The sequence below is a fragment of the Allofournierella massiliensis genome, assembly GCF_964241245.1.
In the GTDB taxonomy this organism is placed as follows: domain Bacteria; phylum Bacillota; class Clostridia; order Oscillospirales; family Ruminococcaceae; genus Allofournierella; species Allofournierella massiliensis.
This window is the reverse complement of sequence record NZ_CAXSWZ010000008.1, coordinates 1-16,018: the sequence shown is the minus strand read 5'-3', so window position 1 is coordinate 16,018 and position 16,018 is coordinate 1. Positions and strand designations below refer to the sequence as shown.

At 57.4% G+C, this 16,018-nt stretch carries 16 protein-coding genes and 2 tRNA genes; 15 read left to right on the top strand and 3 right to left on the bottom strand.

From position 1 onward, the window contains the following. Position 1 precedes the first annotated feature (1 nt). The 7 genes from ACESYO_RS05900 to ACESYO_RS05870 all read left to right on the top strand — a co-directional run bounded on the left by ACESYO_RS05900 (position 2) and on the right by ACESYO_RS05870 (position 5,864). Positions 2-1,219, top strand: coding sequence for a glucose-1-phosphate adenylyltransferase (locus ACESYO_RS05900; RefSeq protein ID WP_058963570.1), 1,218 nt, complete (start codon positions 2-4; stop codon positions 1,217-1,219). Then, positions 1,213-2,337: a glucose-1-phosphate adenylyltransferase subunit GlgD gene (glgD, locus tag ACESYO_RS05895; protein ID WP_058963569.1), complete on the top strand. Its 1,125-nt coding sequence runs from the start codon at positions 1,213-1,215 to the stop codon at positions 2,335-2,337. Before ACESYO_RS05900 ends, glgD begins: the two co-directional genes overlap by 7 nt. Positions 2,338-2,455: 118 nt before the next feature. Further along, a complete protein-coding gene (glgA, locus tag ACESYO_RS05890) occupies positions 2,456-3,874 on the top strand; it encodes a glycogen synthase GlgA (protein WP_283128581.1) in 1,419 nt (472 codons plus the stop codon). A 75-nt stretch (positions 3,875-3,949) separates the two neighbouring features. Then, positions 3,950-4,144: a hypothetical protein gene (locus ACESYO_RS05885; protein ID WP_276869917.1), complete on the top strand. Its 195-nt coding sequence runs from the start codon at positions 3,950-3,952 to the stop codon at positions 4,142-4,144. An 11-nt stretch (positions 4,145-4,155) separates the two neighbouring features. Beyond that, positions 4,156-4,356 (top strand): hypothetical protein, encoded by a 201-nt coding sequence (locus ACESYO_RS05880; protein ID WP_373209576.1) that lies wholly within the window; start codon positions 4,156-4,158, stop codon positions 4,354-4,356. A gap of 101 nt (positions 4,357-4,457) precedes the next feature. Next, the gene (locus ACESYO_RS05875; RefSeq protein ID WP_058963565.1) at positions 4,458-4,667 is read left to right on the top strand and encodes a hypothetical protein; all 210 of its coding nucleotides are present in this window, start codon (positions 4,458-4,460) and stop codon (positions 4,665-4,667) included. A 165-nt stretch (positions 4,668-4,832) separates the two neighbouring features. Continuing rightward, positions 4,833-5,864 (top strand): serine hydrolase, encoded by a 1,032-nt coding sequence (locus tag ACESYO_RS05870; RefSeq protein ID WP_373211215.1) that lies wholly within the window; start codon positions 4,833-4,835, stop codon positions 5,862-5,864. Between the two features lie 86 nt (positions 5,865-5,950). On the opposite strand, the gene udk is transcribed toward ACESYO_RS05870, so the two are convergent. Beyond that, positions 5,951-6,568 (bottom strand): uridine kinase, encoded by a 618-nt coding sequence (gene udk / locus ACESYO_RS05865; RefSeq protein WP_346671914.1) that lies wholly within the window; start codon positions 6,566-6,568, stop codon positions 5,951-5,953. Between the two features lie 304 nt (positions 6,569-6,872). Between udk and ACESYO_RS05860 the strand changes: the two genes are divergently transcribed. After that, positions 6,873-7,355 (top strand): GNAT family N-acetyltransferase, encoded by a 483-nt coding sequence (locus ACESYO_RS05860; RefSeq protein ID WP_276869922.1) that lies wholly within the window; start codon positions 6,873-6,875, stop codon positions 7,353-7,355. 132 nt (positions 7,356-7,487) lie between these two features. Here ACESYO_RS05860 and ACESYO_RS05855 read toward each other — a convergent pair. Together ACESYO_RS05855 and ACESYO_RS05850 are read right to left on the bottom strand one after the other, a co-directional pair. Beyond that, positions 7,488-7,563 (bottom strand) — tRNA-Pro (locus ACESYO_RS05855). A gap of 39 nt (positions 7,564-7,602) precedes the next feature. Continuing rightward, a tRNA-Gln gene (locus tag ACESYO_RS05850) sits at positions 7,603-7,676 on the bottom strand. A gap of 230 nt (positions 7,677-7,906) precedes the next feature. On the opposite strand from ACESYO_RS05850, the gene ACESYO_RS05845 reads away from it, so the two are divergent. From ACESYO_RS05845 to ACESYO_RS05815, 7 genes are all read left to right on the top strand, one after another. Continuing rightward, on the top strand, positions 7,907-8,983 hold the full coding sequence (locus ACESYO_RS05845; protein ID WP_276869923.1) for a 6-phosphofructokinase: 1,077 nt from the start codon (positions 7,907-7,909) through the stop codon (positions 8,981-8,983). Between the two features lie 367 nt (positions 8,984-9,350). Then, positions 9,351-11,978 (top strand): valine--tRNA ligase, encoded by a 2,628-nt coding sequence (locus tag ACESYO_RS05840; RefSeq protein ID WP_346672281.1) that lies wholly within the window; start codon positions 9,351-9,353, stop codon positions 11,976-11,978. 182 nt (positions 11,979-12,160) lie between these two features. Continuing rightward, positions 12,161-12,919 carry a VanZ family protein gene (locus tag ACESYO_RS05835; RefSeq protein WP_077138506.1) on the top strand — a complete coding sequence of 253 codons (759 nt, stop codon included), beginning with the start codon at positions 12,161-12,163 and terminating at the stop codon, positions 12,917-12,919. Next, positions 12,891-14,168, top strand: a complete 1,278-nt coding sequence (locus ACESYO_RS05830; protein WP_373209575.1) for a bifunctional folylpolyglutamate synthase/dihydrofolate synthase — start codon at positions 12,891-12,893, stop codon at positions 14,166-14,168. The genes ACESYO_RS05835 and ACESYO_RS05830 overlap by 29 nt, the downstream gene beginning before the upstream one ends. A 140-nt stretch (positions 14,169-14,308) precedes the next feature. Beyond that, a complete protein-coding gene (locus tag ACESYO_RS05825; protein WP_058963558.1) occupies positions 14,309-14,605 on the top strand; it encodes an anti-sigma factor antagonist in 297 nt (98 codons plus the stop codon). Positions 14,606-14,621: 16 nt separating this feature from the next. After that, positions 14,622-15,056 (top strand): anti-sigma F factor, encoded by a 435-nt coding sequence (gene spoIIAB, locus ACESYO_RS05820; RefSeq protein WP_058963557.1) that lies wholly within the window; start codon positions 14,622-14,624, stop codon positions 15,054-15,056. A gap of 40 nt (positions 15,057-15,096) precedes the next feature. Further along, positions 15,097-15,771, top strand: coding sequence for a sigma-70 family RNA polymerase sigma factor (locus tag ACESYO_RS05815; RefSeq protein ID WP_058963556.1), 675 nt, complete (start codon positions 15,097-15,099; stop codon positions 15,769-15,771). The last annotated feature ends 247 nt before the right edge of the window (positions 15,772-16,018 follow it).

The window sequence follows — 16,018 nt, the reverse complement described above, 5'->3', positions numbered from 1 at the left end:
AATTATGAAAGAATGTATCGCAATGCTGCTGGCCGGCGGCCAGGGCTCACGGCTTTATGCCCTGACCCAACGGCTGGCAAAACCGGCTGTACCGTTTGGGGGAAAATACCGCATCATCGATTTCCCCCTGTCCAACTGTGTCAACTCCGGCATCGACACTGTTGGCATTCTGACCCAGTACCAGCCTCTGGTGCTGAACGAGTACATCGGCAATGGCCAGCCCTGGGATTTGGACCGTCTGTATGGTGGCGTTCATGTGCTGCCCCCTTACCAGACGGCAACCGGTTCCGACTGGTACAAGGGCACTGCCAATGCCATTTACCAGAACATCAACTTCATCGACCGGTATAACCCCGGCTATGTGGTGATCCTTTCCGGCGACCACATCTACAAGATGGACTACGGCAAAATGCTGGACTTCCACAAGGAGAACGGCGCCGACTGCACCATCGCCGTAATGGAAGTGCCCTGGGAAGAGGCCAGCCGTTTCGGCATCATGACCGCCGACGAGAACAACGTGATCACCAAGTTTGAAGAGAAGCCGAAGGAGCCCAAGAGCAATCTGGCCTCCATGGGTATCTACATCTTCACCTGGGAGAAGCTGCGCAAATTCCTGATTGAGGACGAGGCCAACCCCGCTTCCGACAACGATTTCGGCAAGAACATCATCCCCAGCATGCTGGCCAGCAAGGAAAAGATGGTGGCCTACCACTTCGAGGGTTACTGGAAGGACGTGGGAACCATCAGCAGCCTGTGGGATGCCAATATGGACCTGCTGAACCCCAACGTTTCTCTGGATGTGTGGAGCGATGACTGGAAGATCTACTCCCGCAACTCCGGCATGCCCGGCCAGTGGATCGGCGCCAACGCAGTGATCGACAACTCCATGGTTACCGAGGGCTGCCGCGTGGAAGGCAAGCTGATTCAGAGCGTTCTGTTCGCCGGTGTTAAGGTGGGCGAGGGCGCCGTGGTGGAGGATTCCATCGTAATGCCCGGTGCAGTGATTGAGCCCGGTGCTACCGTTAAGTATTCCATTATTGCCGAGAACGTGGTCGTGAAGAGCGGCGCGGTTGTCGGTGAACGCCCGGAAGACATGGAGAACGTGGACGACTGGGGCGTAGCCGTTGTGGGTGAGGGTGTGACCATTGGCGCAAATGCGAAGGTTGGCCCCAAGGCAATGGTTGTTAAAGATGTTAAGGATGGTGAGGAGCAATGGTAAAATCGAACACGGACGCTCTGGGAATTATTTTCCCCAACGCGCATGACTCCCTGGTGCAGGAACTGGTGGCCGAGCGTACCATGGCTTCCGTACCCTTTGGCGGCCGCTACCGCCTGATCGACTTTGTGCTGTCCAGCATGGTGAATTCCGGCATCAGCAACGTGTCCATCGTGGTAAAGCAGAACTACCACTCCCTGATGGATCATCTGGGTTCCGGCCGTGAATGGGACCTGACCCGCAAGCGCGGTGGCCTGAATCTGGTTCCCCCTTATGCGGAAGCCAACGTAAAGCTGTACCGCGGCCGTGTGGAAGCACTGGCCAGCCTGGTGGAGTTTCTGGAGGATCAGAAGGAAGAGTTCGTGATCATGAGCGATTCCGACGTGGCCTTCAACTTTGATTTCAACGAGCTGATTGCCGCTCATGTGGCCAGCCAGGCCGACGTAACCGTGATGTATCAGCGCAGCGCCATTCCTCAGGGCCTGAAAGAGGATAACTACACCCTGAAGCTGCAGGATGGCCGTGTGACCGAGCTGCTCACCAACGATTACCGTCCCGGCGTGCAGAACCTGTCCATGAACGTGTACATCATCCAGCGCGAGAGCCTGGTTGCCATGATCAAGGACGCCTCCATCCGTGGCCTGCTGTACTTCGAGAAGGACATTCTGGCCCGTAATCTGGAGCTGCTGAATGTGCAGGGCTTCGAATACACCGGCTACACCGCCCGTATCGCGGACCGCAAGAGCTACTTCGAAGAGAACATGCGTCTGCTGGATCCCAAGAATCTGGATGCGCTGTTCCCGGAGGACAAGCCCATTTATACCAAGGTGCATGACAATGCTCCCACCCGCTACGCCATGGACTGCCAGGTGAAGAACAGCATGGTGGCCGACGGCTGCATCATCGAGGGCGAAGTGGAGAACTGCGTTCTGTTCCGCGGTGTCAAGGTCAAGAAGGGCGCGAAGGTGAAGAACTGCGTTCTGATGCAGAACACCGTCGTGGAAGCCGGCGCCGAAGTGGAATACGCTGTGACCGACAAGAACGTGAAGATCACTGCCGATAAGAAGCTGTCCGGCACAGATACCTTCCCGGTATATGTGGCCAAGGGGCACACAGTATAAATAAAGCCTTGAGGGGAATGGCAACATTCCCTGATCTCTCTCCCCGGGGCGGGAGCCGGGGATTCCGCCGGCTCCCGCCCTATCCCATATATATCCCTCATTGAAGGAGGACAACACGATGAATGTTCTTTTTTGCGCCAGCGAGGCCAATCCCTTTGCCGCCTCCGGCGGTTTGGGCGATGTGGCGGGCAGCCTGCCCAAGGCCCTTGTGAAAAACGGTGTGGATTGCCGGGTGGTCATGCCGCTGTACGGTGATCTGAAATTCCGCGATAAGCTGACCTATGTGACCAACTTCAGCGTTCCGGTGGGCTGGCGCAGCCAGTACTGCGGCCTGTTTACCTGCCAGTGGGACGGTGTGACCTTCTATTTCCTGGACAACGAATACTACTTCCGCCGCAGTGGCCTGTACGGCTTCTATGACGACGGCGAGCGCTTCGCCTTCTTCAGCCGGGCCATTCTGGAGATGCTGTTCTACACCGATTTTGTGCCGGATGTGATCAACGCCAACGACTGGCAGACCGCTCTGGTGCCGGTGTTCCTGAACCTGTATTACCGCCATCTGGACAAGTTCAGCCGCATCAAGACCGTGTTCACCATCCACAACATCCAGTATCAGGGCAAATACGGCCTGGATATTCTGGAGGATACCTGCGGCATTGGCCGACGGGATGCACACATTGTGGAATACGATGGCTGCGCCAACTTCATGAAGGGCGCCATCGAGACCTCCGACAAGGTGAGCACCGTGAGCCCCACCTACGCGGGCGAGATTCTGGACCCCTGGTTCAGCCATGGGCTGGACGGCCTGTTGCGCCAGAAGCAGTACAAGCTGTGCGGTATCCTGAACGGCATTGATGTGGACTCCTACAACCCGGAGACCGACCCCAACATTGCCGCCCATTACAACGCGGATACCTTCCATGAAGGCAAGGCCGCCTGCAAGAAGGCGCTGCAGGAGGAATTCAATCTGGATCAGGACGGCAGCCCTGTAATGGCCATGGTCACCCGTCTGGTGGGCCACAAGGGCGTGGATCTGGTGCGCAGCGTGGCCGAGGGCCTGCTGGAGCAGGGCATCCAGCTGGTGATCCTGGGCAACGGTGAGCACGCCTATGAGGCCTTCTTCAGCGATCTGGCAGCCCGTCATCCCGGCCGGGTGGGTGTGTACATCGGCTTTGTGCCGCCGCTGGCCCGCCGCATCTATGCGGGCGCGGACATGTTCCTGATGCCCTCCAAGTCCGAGCCCTGCGGCCTGGCTCAGATGGTGGCCTGCCGCTACGGCACCATTCCCATTGTTCGCGAGACCGGCGGCCTGCGGGATTCCATCCACGATTCCGGCGACGGTTACGGCAATGGCTTCACCTTCAGCCAGTACAACGCCCACGACCTGTACGAGGCCTGCTGGCGCGCCAAGGAAGGCTACTGGCAGAAGGAGGGTTGGCCGGTGCTGGTGCGGCGAGCCATGTGCTGCGATTTCAGCTGGAACGTTTCCGCCCAGAGCTACATCGACATGTACAATCAGGTGACCACTCTTTGGTGATCTGGCCAAAAGAATTCTTCTTGCTTTTTGAAATTCTGTGTGATATTCTAAAGGCGAGGAGAGGAGGTAGGAATTATGAATTACGGGCCGAATCAGATCCAGCAGGGGCTGAATGCCAAGCTGTATAACGAGACGGAGGGCTTTGCCTCTGCCGGAGAAAAGAATGCGGAAAAGGCGATGAAGGCTGCCGAGGCTGCGTATCAGAAGGAGCTTGGAATTTATAAGCCCACCCTTCTGGAGCGGATCAAGGCCATGTTCCGCAGCGCGTGAGGGCGAGATCCGTGAACAGCAGTATTCCCCGCACAGCTGCGGAGATGCGGCAGTTCGATGAGACCGGATATTCCCGCCGCCAGACCGCGGAGCAGAAAAAAGCCGAAAAGCAGATGAAAGCCGCTCAGGCGGCCTATCAGAAAGAGCTTGGAACCTACCGGCCCGGCATGGCCGAAAGGTTGCAGACCCTGCTGCACAAATTCTTCAAATGAAAAAAGCGGGGGATGCGAAGGCATTCCCCGTTTTTCGCGCACAGCCACCGGGGCTTGTGCGCATGCTGGTACGAACGCTGTTGAAAGGAGATGCGCGTTTTATGTTGTTTTTGATGCCTGCACAATCCGGCCGGGTAAAACCCGAGATCGAGATCGATGTGAACAGCTACGGAATGGTGAACTACACCACCGAGCAGCGCAAAGCGGATAAGGCAATGCGCGCTGCGGAAAAGGCTTACCACAAGCAGTTGGGAACCTACGAGCCCACCTGGTGGGAACGCATGAGCGACAACTGGAAGAAGGGCGCCTGAGGATCGAACGTATCAGTAGCGGAAAGCCACGCCAGCATTGCTGGCGTGGCTTTCTTTTGCTGCAAAGCAGGGCAGAAATTGAAAAATTTGTGTAATTGGCTTATTTCGACAGAATTGTAGTATAATATTAAAAACAAGCCGGTGTGTGATTCGCCTGCCGGCGATATGTTTTTTGGGGGGAAAGAGGAAGAAGCGGCGGCAAAAGCTTCGCCCGAGGGAACCATGAAAACGCAGACGAGAAAACAACGAAAGAAACGTACCCGCTGGCCCTGGATTGTGATGATCCTGATCATGATTCTGGTCATTGCGGCAGCGGCCCATTCCATGATGCGGCAGGCTTCGAATACCGACAGCAGTGCGGCGCAGAGCAGCAGTGTCAGTCAGGCACATCCGGCACCGGCCCCGGAGTCGGAGTCGGAGCCGGAACCAACGGCAACGCCTGTGCCAACGGCTACACTGGAGCCGGAGCTGGCAACCGATCGCCCGATTACCACAGAGGAAGCTGCTGAAATGGATGCACTTCTGGACAGTATGCCCGGCAGCATTTCGGTGTGGATTCAGGACATTGGTTCGGGTCAGACCTATACATACAAGCCGGACAATGGATTTTATTGTGCCAGTACCTTGAAGGCGCCCTATGCCCTGTGGCTTTGCCAGTGGGATGAAGACGGGCTGATCGATCTGGATGCTGCAGTGGGCAGCGGAAGCGGATGGGATCTGATCTATCCGATGATCGCCCACAGCAGCAATGGCGCAGCCCATGATCTGGGAGCCATGTGGCCGGGCGGTCTGGACACCGGCTTTTCCGATTTTCTCACCGAGCTGGGATTTGCCAGCCCGGAGGGATGTGAAGTGGTGGAAGAAGGTATCCACGGCTGGGTCACCGGTGCCGATGGCGGCCGGGCCATGCGTGCGTTGTACGATTACTTTGAAACCGGAACGGAAAATGCGCTGGAATTGCAGGAAGCATTCCTTGCGGCAGATCACGATCTTCTGTATTGCCCGGCCCCGGCAGCGAAAAAATACGGCAGCTGGGATCAGGCCCTGCACGACATGGCCATTGTGTATGCAGAGCGGCCCTACATTATCTCCATGTTCACCGACTGGGGAGATCAGGAGGTCTCCTTCCCGGAGGAGGGGCGCGAGCGGATGCAGCAGGTGGGTCAGCTGGCGGCTGAAATCATTTTGAATGACTGATTGCTTACGAAATCCTATGGACAGAGCATAAAAAAGCGGCCCCGCGTGCCTTGAAAAAGGACGCGGGGCCGCTATATTTGTGCAGATCAGGCCTGATTCAGATGACTTTCCAGCCGGTGGATGAGCATTTCCAGTGCAACGGGATTTTTGCCGCCTTCGGGAATGATGAGGTCGGCCCGGCGCTTGCTGGGCTCCACAAACTGTTCGTGCATGGGCTTCACGGTGGTCAGATACTGGGAGACCACACTGTCCAGTGTGCGGCCGCGCTTTTTCACGTCCCGCACAATGCGGCGCAGGATGCGCACATCGGCGTCGGTGTCCACAAAGACCTTGATGTCCATCAGGTCGCACAGCTCCTGGCTGGCAAAAATCAGAATGCCCTCTACCAGAATCACCGGCGCGGGCTTGATTTCCAGCAGATCGTCTGAACGGTTGTGTTCGGAGAAATCGTATACCGGGCAGTAAATGGTTTCGCCCCGTTTCAATGCGGCCAGATGCTCCACCATCAGGTCGGTATCAAAGGCATCCGGATGGTCGTAGTTGGTGCGGCAGCGTTCGGCATAGGTCAGATGATCCTGACGCTTGTAATAATTGTCGTGGCTGATTACGCTGATCTGGTCTCCAAAGCGTTCCTTCAGCCGTCGGGTCAACGTGGTTTTTCCGCTGCCGGTACCGCCGGCCACACCCAGTACCATAATATCCATGCCAGATTGCCTCCTTGCACATCCAAGAGAACCCGGAAACCGGCGAGTGCCTGCCAGCCCCGGACAGATTGTTATTTTATTTATTATACCATATCTGTGCCCACAAGGGGAACAAAAAATGAGAATTTGGGGGAGTGTGGAGCGATTGTGTCATTGAATGGCGAACTGGCGCACAGCAGACCGAAAAACAATGGCGAGGAACAGGGGAGCAATGTGGACTTCACTGCTGTGTTGTGATAAAATTTGTTTCATGCAGGCGCTGCCGGTTATTGGTATGCGCAAAACGAAAAGGGAAGGGATCAAGATGAAAAAAGAGCCTGAATTCCGGTTTGCCCGGAGGGAAGATGTTCCGCTGATCCTGCAATTCATCCGGGAGCTGGCCGATTACGAACAGCTGCTTTCCGAGGTGGTGGCGGATGAGGCCACACTGGAACAGTGGATATTCGACAAACAGAAGGCAGAGGTCATCTTTGCCGTGGTGGATGGAAAAGAAATCGGCTTTGCGCTTTTCTTCCACAACTTCTCCACCTTTCTGGGGCGGGCCGGACTGTATCTGGAGGATTTGTATGTGCAGCCGGAGTACCGGGGCAATGGTTACGGCAAGGCAATTTTGAAGAAGCTGGCCGCCATTGCGGTGGAGCGAGGATGTGGCCGCCTGGAGTGGTGGTGCCTGGACTGGAACAAACCCAGTATTGAATTTTACCGGTCGCTGGGAGCACAGCCCATGGATGAATGGACGGTCTATCGCATTGCAGGCGATACATTGACAAGTCTGGCCGGGGAATGATTTGAACAAACAAAAATACCGCAGAAGCCGAGGCTTCGGCGGTATCCAAAGAAAAAGCTGTACTACTTTTTGTGAAGAGTGAAAAGTGAATAAGTAAAAATCGGCAAGCCCCTGACGGTGCTTGCCGATTTTTGGTCGGAGTGACGGGACTTGAACCCACGGCTTCCTGGTCCCGAACCAGGCGCGCTACCAGCTGCGCTACACCCCGATGTAAAAATAGCAGCAGCGTGCGGGCTGCTGCTATTTCTGGTTGGAGAAGAAGGATTCGAACCCTCACAAACAGAGTCAGAGTCTGTCGTGCTACCCTTACACAATTCTCCAATATTCATCTGCCGGAGCGTTTGCCCCAACAATAATTTATTATAGCACTGAACGGGAAAATGTCAACTACTTTTTTTCAATTTTTTTACAGTCCTTTTTTCGGCAAAAAAGATTGACAAACCACCAAAAAGGGCGATACTCTAAAAAAAGAAAATGTATGCGGTTTTCGGCGGCAGCCCAAAGCCGCTCTCCCGGCGGATCGGCCGGGCTGTGAGGGAGGAATTGGAACAATGAAAAAACGGATCGGTATTCTTACTTCCGGCGGCGACTGCCCCGGCCTGAACGCCACCATTCGCGGCGTGGCAAAGGCGCTGTATCAGCGCATGGGCGATGATGTGCAGATCGTTGGCATCACCAACGGCTACTCCGGTCTGATCAACGGTCAGTGGCGGGAGATGGAGCCGGAGGAGTTTTCCGGCATTCTGACCATGGGCGGCACCATTCTGGGCACCAAACGCACCCCCTTCAAGCTGATGCGTGTCATCGGGGAGGATCAGGTGGACAAGGTGGCCGCCATGAAGAAAAACTACGAGGAAATGAAGCTGGACTGCCTGCTGTGCCTGGGCGGCAACGGCACCCACAAGACCGCCAATCTGCTGGCCCAGGAAGGCCTGAACGTGATCGGTCTGCCCAAGACCATCGACAACGACATCTACGGCACCGACGTGACCTTCGGTTTCCACACCGCCGTGGACATCGCCACCGAGGTGATCGACCGCATCCACACCACCGCTTCCAGCCATCGCCGCTGCATGGTGGTGGAGCTGATGGGCAACAAGGCCGGCTGGCTGACCCTGTACGCGGGCGTGGCCGGCGGTGCGGACATCATTCTGATTCCCGAAATGCCCTATAACATTGATAATGTATGCGCCGCCGTGGAGCGCCGTGCTTCTCAGGGCAAGACATTCTCCATTCTGGCGGTGGCCGAGGGTGCCTTCGACAACGAGGAAGCCCGCATGAAGAAGAAGGAGCGTGCCGCCCGCCGCAAGGAGCAGGGCTACACCACCGCCACCAACCGCATCGCGGCCCAGATCGAGAAGATGACCGGCTTCGAGACCCGCGTCTGCGTGCCTGGCCACATGCAGCGGGGCGGTTCTCCCTCGGCGTATGACCGTGTGCTGGCCACTCAGTTCGGCACCTATGCCGCAAAATTGGTGGAGCACGAGAAGTACGGCGTGACTGTGGCCATGCGCAACAACCACGTCACCGAGAACCCGCTGGACGAGATTGCCGGCAAGAGCCGCCTGGTTCCGGACGGCCACGGCATGCTGGAGGTTGCCCGCCGCATGGGCATCTCTCTGGGCTAAAGGCAGCACCGCAAAGCTTTTGCGCCGCCGGTGATTGACGCGGCGGCCGGATGTTGCTATAATCATTATTACAAATGCGCTGAAAAAGAGGGCGCGCGGCAATGCGTTTTGGAAAAGAGAGCCGGGGGCAGGTGAAAGCCCGGCAGAACGCGCCGGGTGCTGTCGCTTTTGAGCAGGCGGGGTGAACCTTCAGTAGCCTCTGCCCGTGCCGCCCGCGTTAAGGGCTCCGAGTGGCTGCCGGTTTTCGGCGGCAATTTGGGTGGTACCGCGGTATTGTATTGTTTTGTACAGGCCGTCCCAAGTGTGAACACACGCCTGGGGCGGCCTTTTTGTTTGCCCCGGCAGAAACCAAACAGGAGGGAATACAATGAAAGAACTGGAAAAATTGTATGATCCCGCCCGTGTGGAAGACGACATCTATGCCTTCTGGCTGAATGGCGGCTACTTCCACACCAAGGCGGATAAGAACAAAAAGCCCTACACCATCGTGATGCCGCCGCCGAACGTAACCGGTCAGCTGCACATGGGCCATGCCATGGACGAAACCTGGCAGGATATCCTGATCCGCTACAAGCGCATGCAGGGCTACGCCGCCCTGTGGGTGCCCGGTACCGACCACGCCTCCATCGCCACCGAGGCCAAGGTTGTGGCCAAGATGAAGGAAGAGGGCCTGACCAAGGAAATGCTGGGTCGCGACGGTTTTCTGGAGCGCGCCTGGGCCTGGAAGAACCAGTACGGCGACCGCATCGTGAGCCAGCTGAAAAAGCTGGGCTGCTCCTGTGACTGGGACCGCGAGCGATTCACCATGGACGAGGGCTGCAGCAAGGCGGTGCTGAAGGTCTTTAAGTATCTGTACGACAAGGACCTGATCTATCGCGGCGAGCGCATCATCAACTGGTGCCCCCACTGCAAGACCAGCATCTCCGATGCCGAGGTGGAATATGAGGATCAGGAGGGCAGCTTCTGGCACCTGAAGTACCCCATCGTGGGCACCGACGAATTCCTGGTTCTGGCTACCACCCGCCCTGAGACCATGCTGGGCGATACCGCCGTGGCCGTCCATCCAGATGACGAGCGTTACAAGCACCTGCACGGTAAGAAGGTGCTGCTGCCCCTGCTGAACAAGGAAATCCCCATCGTCACCGACACCTATGTGGACATGGAGTTCGGTACCGGCGTTGTAAAGATCACCCCTGCCCATGACCCCAACGACTTCGAGGTGGGCCAGCGCCACAACCTGCCCATTGTGAAGGTTCTGGACGAGACCGCCCACATGACCGCCGACTGCGGCAAGTATGCCGGTATGGATCGCTACGAGGCACGCAAGGCCATCGTGGCCGATCTGGAGGCGGGCGGCTATCTGGAGAAGATCGAGCCCCACGCTCATAACGTAGGTACCTGCTACCGTTGCGGCACCACCATCGAACCCATGGTTTCCAAGCAGTGGTTCGTGCGCATGGTTCCTCTGGCCGGCCCGGCCATCGACGCGGTGCGGGACGGCCGCATCAAGTTTGTGCCCGAGCGGTTCGACAAGCAGTACTACCACTGGATGGAGAACACCCGTGACTGGTGCATCAGCCGTCAGCTGTGGTGGGGCCATCGGATTCCCGCCTACTACTGCGACGCCTGCGGCGAAGTGCATGTGAGCGACGAGCCCATGACCACCTGCCCCAAGTGCGGCGGCGCTCTGCGTCAGGATGAGGACACTCTGGACACCTGGTTCTCCAGCGCTCTGTGGCCCTTCAGCACCCTGGGCTGGCCGGACAAGACTGAGGATCTGGATTACTTCTATCCCACCAACACTCTGGTCACCGGTTACGACATCATCACCTTCTGGGTGAGTCGTATGATCTTCTCCGGTCTGGAATACACCGGCAAGGTGCCCTTCGATACCGTGCTGATCCACGGTCTGGTGCGTGACGCTCAGGGCCGGAAGATGTCCAAGAGCCTGGGCAACGGCATCGATCCGCTGGAGATCATTGCCCAGTACGGCGCCGACGCCCTGCGCCTGACTCTGGTTCTGGGCTCCACCCCCGGCAACGACATGCGCTTCTCCGACGAGAAGATCAAGGCCAGCCGGAACTTCGCCAACAAGCTGTGGAACGCTACCCGCTTCGTGATGATGAACCTGCCCGAGGACTTCCAGGCCGGTCTGCCCACTGCGGACAAGCTGGATCTGAGCGACAAGTGGATTCTGTCCACCCTGAACAATCTGGCCCGCACCGTCACCGACAATCTGGACAAGTTCGAGCTGGGCCTGGCTGCCCAGAAGGTGCAGGACTTCATCTGGGAGGTTTACTGCGACTGGTACATCGAGATCGCCAAGGTTCGCCTGAACTCCACCGATCCCGAGGAGGCCGACAACGCCCGCAAGGTACTGGTGTATGTGCTGACCCAGGCGCTGAAGCTGCTGCATCCCTTCATGCCCTTCATCACCGAGGAGATCTACCGTGCTCTGCCCGGCACTTCCGAGACCATCATGACCGAGCAGTGGCCGGTATTCACCGAGGAGCTGAACTACGCTGCTGAGGAAGCGGACTTCGAGAAGCTGATGGATTACATCAAGGCGGTTCGTACCATCCGCGCCGAGATGAACGTGCATCCTGCCAAGCGCAGCAGCATGATCATCGAGACCAGCGAGACCGAGGCCTTCCGCCGCGGCGGCGATTATCTGGCCAAGTTTGCCTTCGCCACCGACGTGATCCTCACCGAGAAGTACACCGGCGACACCGCCGGCATGGTGCAGGTCATCACCCATGCGGCCCGCGGCTTCATCCCCATGATGGAGCTGATTGACCGGGAGAAGGAACTGGCCCGCCTGAACAAGGAAAAGGCCGGCGCTGAGAAGGAGATCGGCATGTTCAGCCGCCAGCTGAGCAACGAGGGCTTTGTGAACAAGGCCCCCGCCAATGTGGTGGAGGAGATCCGCCAGAAGCTGGCCCGTGCCCAGGAAAAGCTGGCTCGCGTGGAGGAGTCCATCGCGGCTCTGGGTTGAGCGACTGTTGTGATTTTGTAAAAAATTCATGAAAAAGGAGTCCGGTTTGCAGAAAACCGGGCTCCTTTTTCGTATATCAGGCAGAATCCCGGAGCACCCGGGGTTTGACAGATGTGCTATAATGGCGAAAGACACAAGGGAAAGTGTTGTGTGTTCAACAATCATTTAGGAGGGATGGATTTTTGTATCAGAAGAAACGAACGAGCCCGTTCACAATCTTTTTTCGAATCCTCTTCACTGCCTGTCTGATTTACAGTGTGGTGTTCATTTTTCAAAACTCTCTGCAGATTGCAGAGCAGTCCAGCCTGCGCAGCGAGCAGGTACAGCAGGTGGTCAACGAGGTGGCCGGCACCGTGGGCCTTGGCCCCTTCAGCCTGCATGTGATCCGCAAGATGGCCCATTTTACCGAATTTATGATGATGGGCTTCTGGTTCATGCTCTGCCTGCGGGTGTATACCCGGCATTTTATCAAGCATATAAGCTGGCCGCTGTTCCTGGGGCTGGGCACTGCAGTGACCGACGAGACTATTCAGATCTTTGTGGATGGTCGCGGTTCCAGTGTGAAGGACGTATGGATCGACTTTGCCGGTTTTCTGGTGGGTCTGTTTGTGGCGCTGGTAATCCTGATGTTCTTCCGCATGTGCGTGATTCTGTTTGTACATCGGCATGATGATCGGGAATTTGTGGAACCGGAGCCTCAGCCGCGCCCGGCAAAAAAGCGCCCGGCGGCCCGCCCCGCGCCTCAGCCTCAGGAGGAATGGGAGGACGAGGAGGAAGAAGAGTGGCAGGAAGAGCCCCGGTCACAGTATGAGCCTCCTGTACGATCCGCCCGAAAGACCACCCGGCGGGCCCCGGAGCCGCAGCCCCAATGGGAGCCGGTTCCCCAACAGCAGAAGGAGGAAGAGGAAAGCTATGACACCAGCATCGAAATCGAATACTGAGTGGCTGCAAAGTCTGCCCCGCACCAACGGCAAGCCCGGGGTGGAGGGGATGCGCCAGCTGCTGGCAAAGCTGGGGGACCCTCAGAATTATCTGGATTTTGTACATGTGGCGGGCACCAACGGCAAGGGCACGGTGTCCACTCTGACGGCCAATATTTTAAAGGAGGCCGGGTATAAGACCGGGCTGACCATCTCGCCCTATGTGCTGGAATTCCGGGAGCGGATGCAGATCAACGGCGAGATGATCCCGGCGGATGTGCTGGAAGAGGTGGCAGGTCAGGTACGTGCTGCCGCTGAAACGCTGGATGAGGAGCCGGTACAGTTCACCGCGGTTACCGCGGCGGCACTGCTGTGGTTCTATCAGGAGCAGTGCGATCTGGCGGTGCTGGAAACCGGCGTGGGCGGAAAAAACGACGCCAGCAATGGGGTGGACAATACCCTGGTGGCGGCCATTACCCGCATCGATCTGGATCACACCGAGGTGCTGGGCGATACGCTGGAAGCCATTGCGAAGGAAAAGGCTGGCATCATCAAGCCCGGCTGCACGGTGGTTTGTTATCCGTTGCAGGACCCCGAGGCTCAGCAGGCTATCGTGGCGGAGTGTATCCGCCAGAAGGCAGAGCTGGTGCAGCCCCAGCCGGAGGATCTGAATCTGCCCGAACAGTCTGAGCCGCTGACAAACCCGTTTTCTTATGGCGGTTACGAGGTGGAGCTGCCCTTTCTGGGCGCTCACCAGAGCTGCAACGCGGCCATGGCGGTGGAGATCGCCCTGGCCTTGTGGCGCAAGGGCTACGAAATTTCCGACGAAGCCATTCTGAAAGGGCTGGAGACCGCCCGCTTCCCGGCCCGCATTGAGGTGCTGCGCAAGGAACCGCTGGTGATACTGGATGGCTGCCACAACCCGGCGGGGGCAAAAGCTCTGGCGGGTGTGCTGCGCACTCATACCAAAAAGAAGCCGGCGGTGGTGCTGGGCGTTCTGGCAGACAAGGCGGCTGCCCAGATTCTGGAGACGCTGGCCTCTTGCTTTGATGCCATTTACACCGTAACGCCTCCCTGCCCCCGGGCGATGGAGGCGCAGGAGCTGGCGGAACTGGCTCGAACCGCAGCGCCCAAGGCGAAGGTGACCGCCTGTGCAGACCTGAATCAAGCCTTGGATCAGGCACTGGCCCATCCGAATGGCGCAGTGGTGTGCGGCTCGCTGTATCTGGCGGCCCAGGCCCGGCTAGAGCTGCTGAAGCGGCTTTCCTGAAGAGGAGAGACGACACTAAAAAATTCACCGCAGCTGACCGGTTGCGGCAAAATATTCACACAAGACCCCGTATATTGGTAAGTGCCAAGAATACGGGGTCTTTTTTTGCCCCGAAAAAAGGATGTGAAAGGAGAACGGAAATGGCACAGGTGATGTTTACCAGCGCGGATGATCTGCTGGCGGCTTATTTAAGCGGAGAGATCGACCATCATTCCGCCCAGATGCTGCGCCAGCAGATTGACGCGGAGCTTTCTGCCCGGATGCCCGCCCGGCTGATTCTGGATTTCGGCGGGGTGACCTTTATGGACTCCTCCGGCATCGGGCTGATTTTGGGCCGTGCCCGGCGAATGCAGGCCACCGAAGGGCAGCTGGTGGTGCAGCAGGCGCCGGAATCCATCAAAAAGATGCTGGATCTGGCCCATGTGGAATATCAATAGAAAAGGAGCGGCAAGCATGAAAGCCTATAATCTGATGAAGATCAGCTTTTATTCCCGCAGTGTGAACGAGGGGTTTGCCCGTGGGGCGCTGGCGGCCTTTCTGGCTCAGGCGGACCCCACCGTGCCCGAACTGGCGGATATGAAAACCGCGGTAAGCGAGGCGGTGACCAACTGTATCGTCCATGCCTATCCCCAGCAGGTGGGGCTGGTCTACCTGACTGCGGCTCTGTATGAAGGCGGCGGGGTAAAGATCACCGTGACCGACCGGGGCGTGGGTATTCCCGACGTGGAAAAGGCGATGCAGCCCATGTTCACCACCGGCAATCCGGAGGAACGGGCCGGGCTGGGGTTCGCGGTGATGCAGAGCTTTATGGATAAGGTGCGGGTGACCAGCACCCCGGGCAAGGGCACCCGTGTGGTGATGACCAAGGCGCTGAGCACAAAACAATGATCCCCCTTTTACATAAGATAATAGAAAGGGGAAGGGAACAATGCCCACAACACTTGGCCCAAGGGAGGAATTCATTGAAAATAATCTGGGGCTGGTCCATGCCTGTGCCGGCCGGTTCCGGGGCAGAGGCGTGGAATACGACGATTTATACTCCGCGGGCTGTATGGGGTTGATTAAAGCCTACGATGGATTTGATCAGGAACGCGGGGTGCAGTTTTCCACCTATGCGGTGCCGGTCATTCTGGGCGAGATCAAAAAGCTTTTCCGGGACGGGGGCACCGTTAAGGTGAGTCGTTCCCTCAAGGAGCTGGGCCTGCGGGTGAGTGCTGCCCGGGAGCGAATGATCAAGCAGAACGGCTGCGAGCCCAGTGTGAGCCAGCTGGCCCAGGCGGTGCAGGCAAAGCCGGAGCAGGTGGCCCTGGCTATTCGAGCCAGTCAGCCGGCACTGTCACTTACTCCGGTGGCGGAGGAGGAAGGCGGCCGGGAGGTGGACATCCCGGTGGAATCCCCGGAAGAGGAGCTGGCGGATCGCATCAGCCTGCAGGAGGTGCTGGCAACTCTGCCGCCTCAGGACCGACAGCTGATCTTTCTGCGTTTTTTCTCCGGCAAGACCCAGAGCGAGACCGCAAAGGTACTGGGGACCACGCAGGTGCAGATCTCCCGCAGAGAACGGAAAATCTTACAGAATCTACGGGGGCAACTGCTGCAGGAATAAAGGTTTCAGGAGGCTTTGGATGGCTTCCTGAATTTTTTTGAATTTTTTTGTCGAAAACGCTTGCATTTTGAAAACAGGTGTGGTATTATAACTGAGCCGTCAAAAACGGCAAGCCGCTGAAAAGCTGATAAAAAATATTTCAAAAAAGTGCTTGACAAACAAGACTTTGCGAGATATAATAAACAAGCTGTCCCGCGAGGGAGAGCGGCACAGGACCTTGAAAATTGAACAATATCGAAGCTTGAAC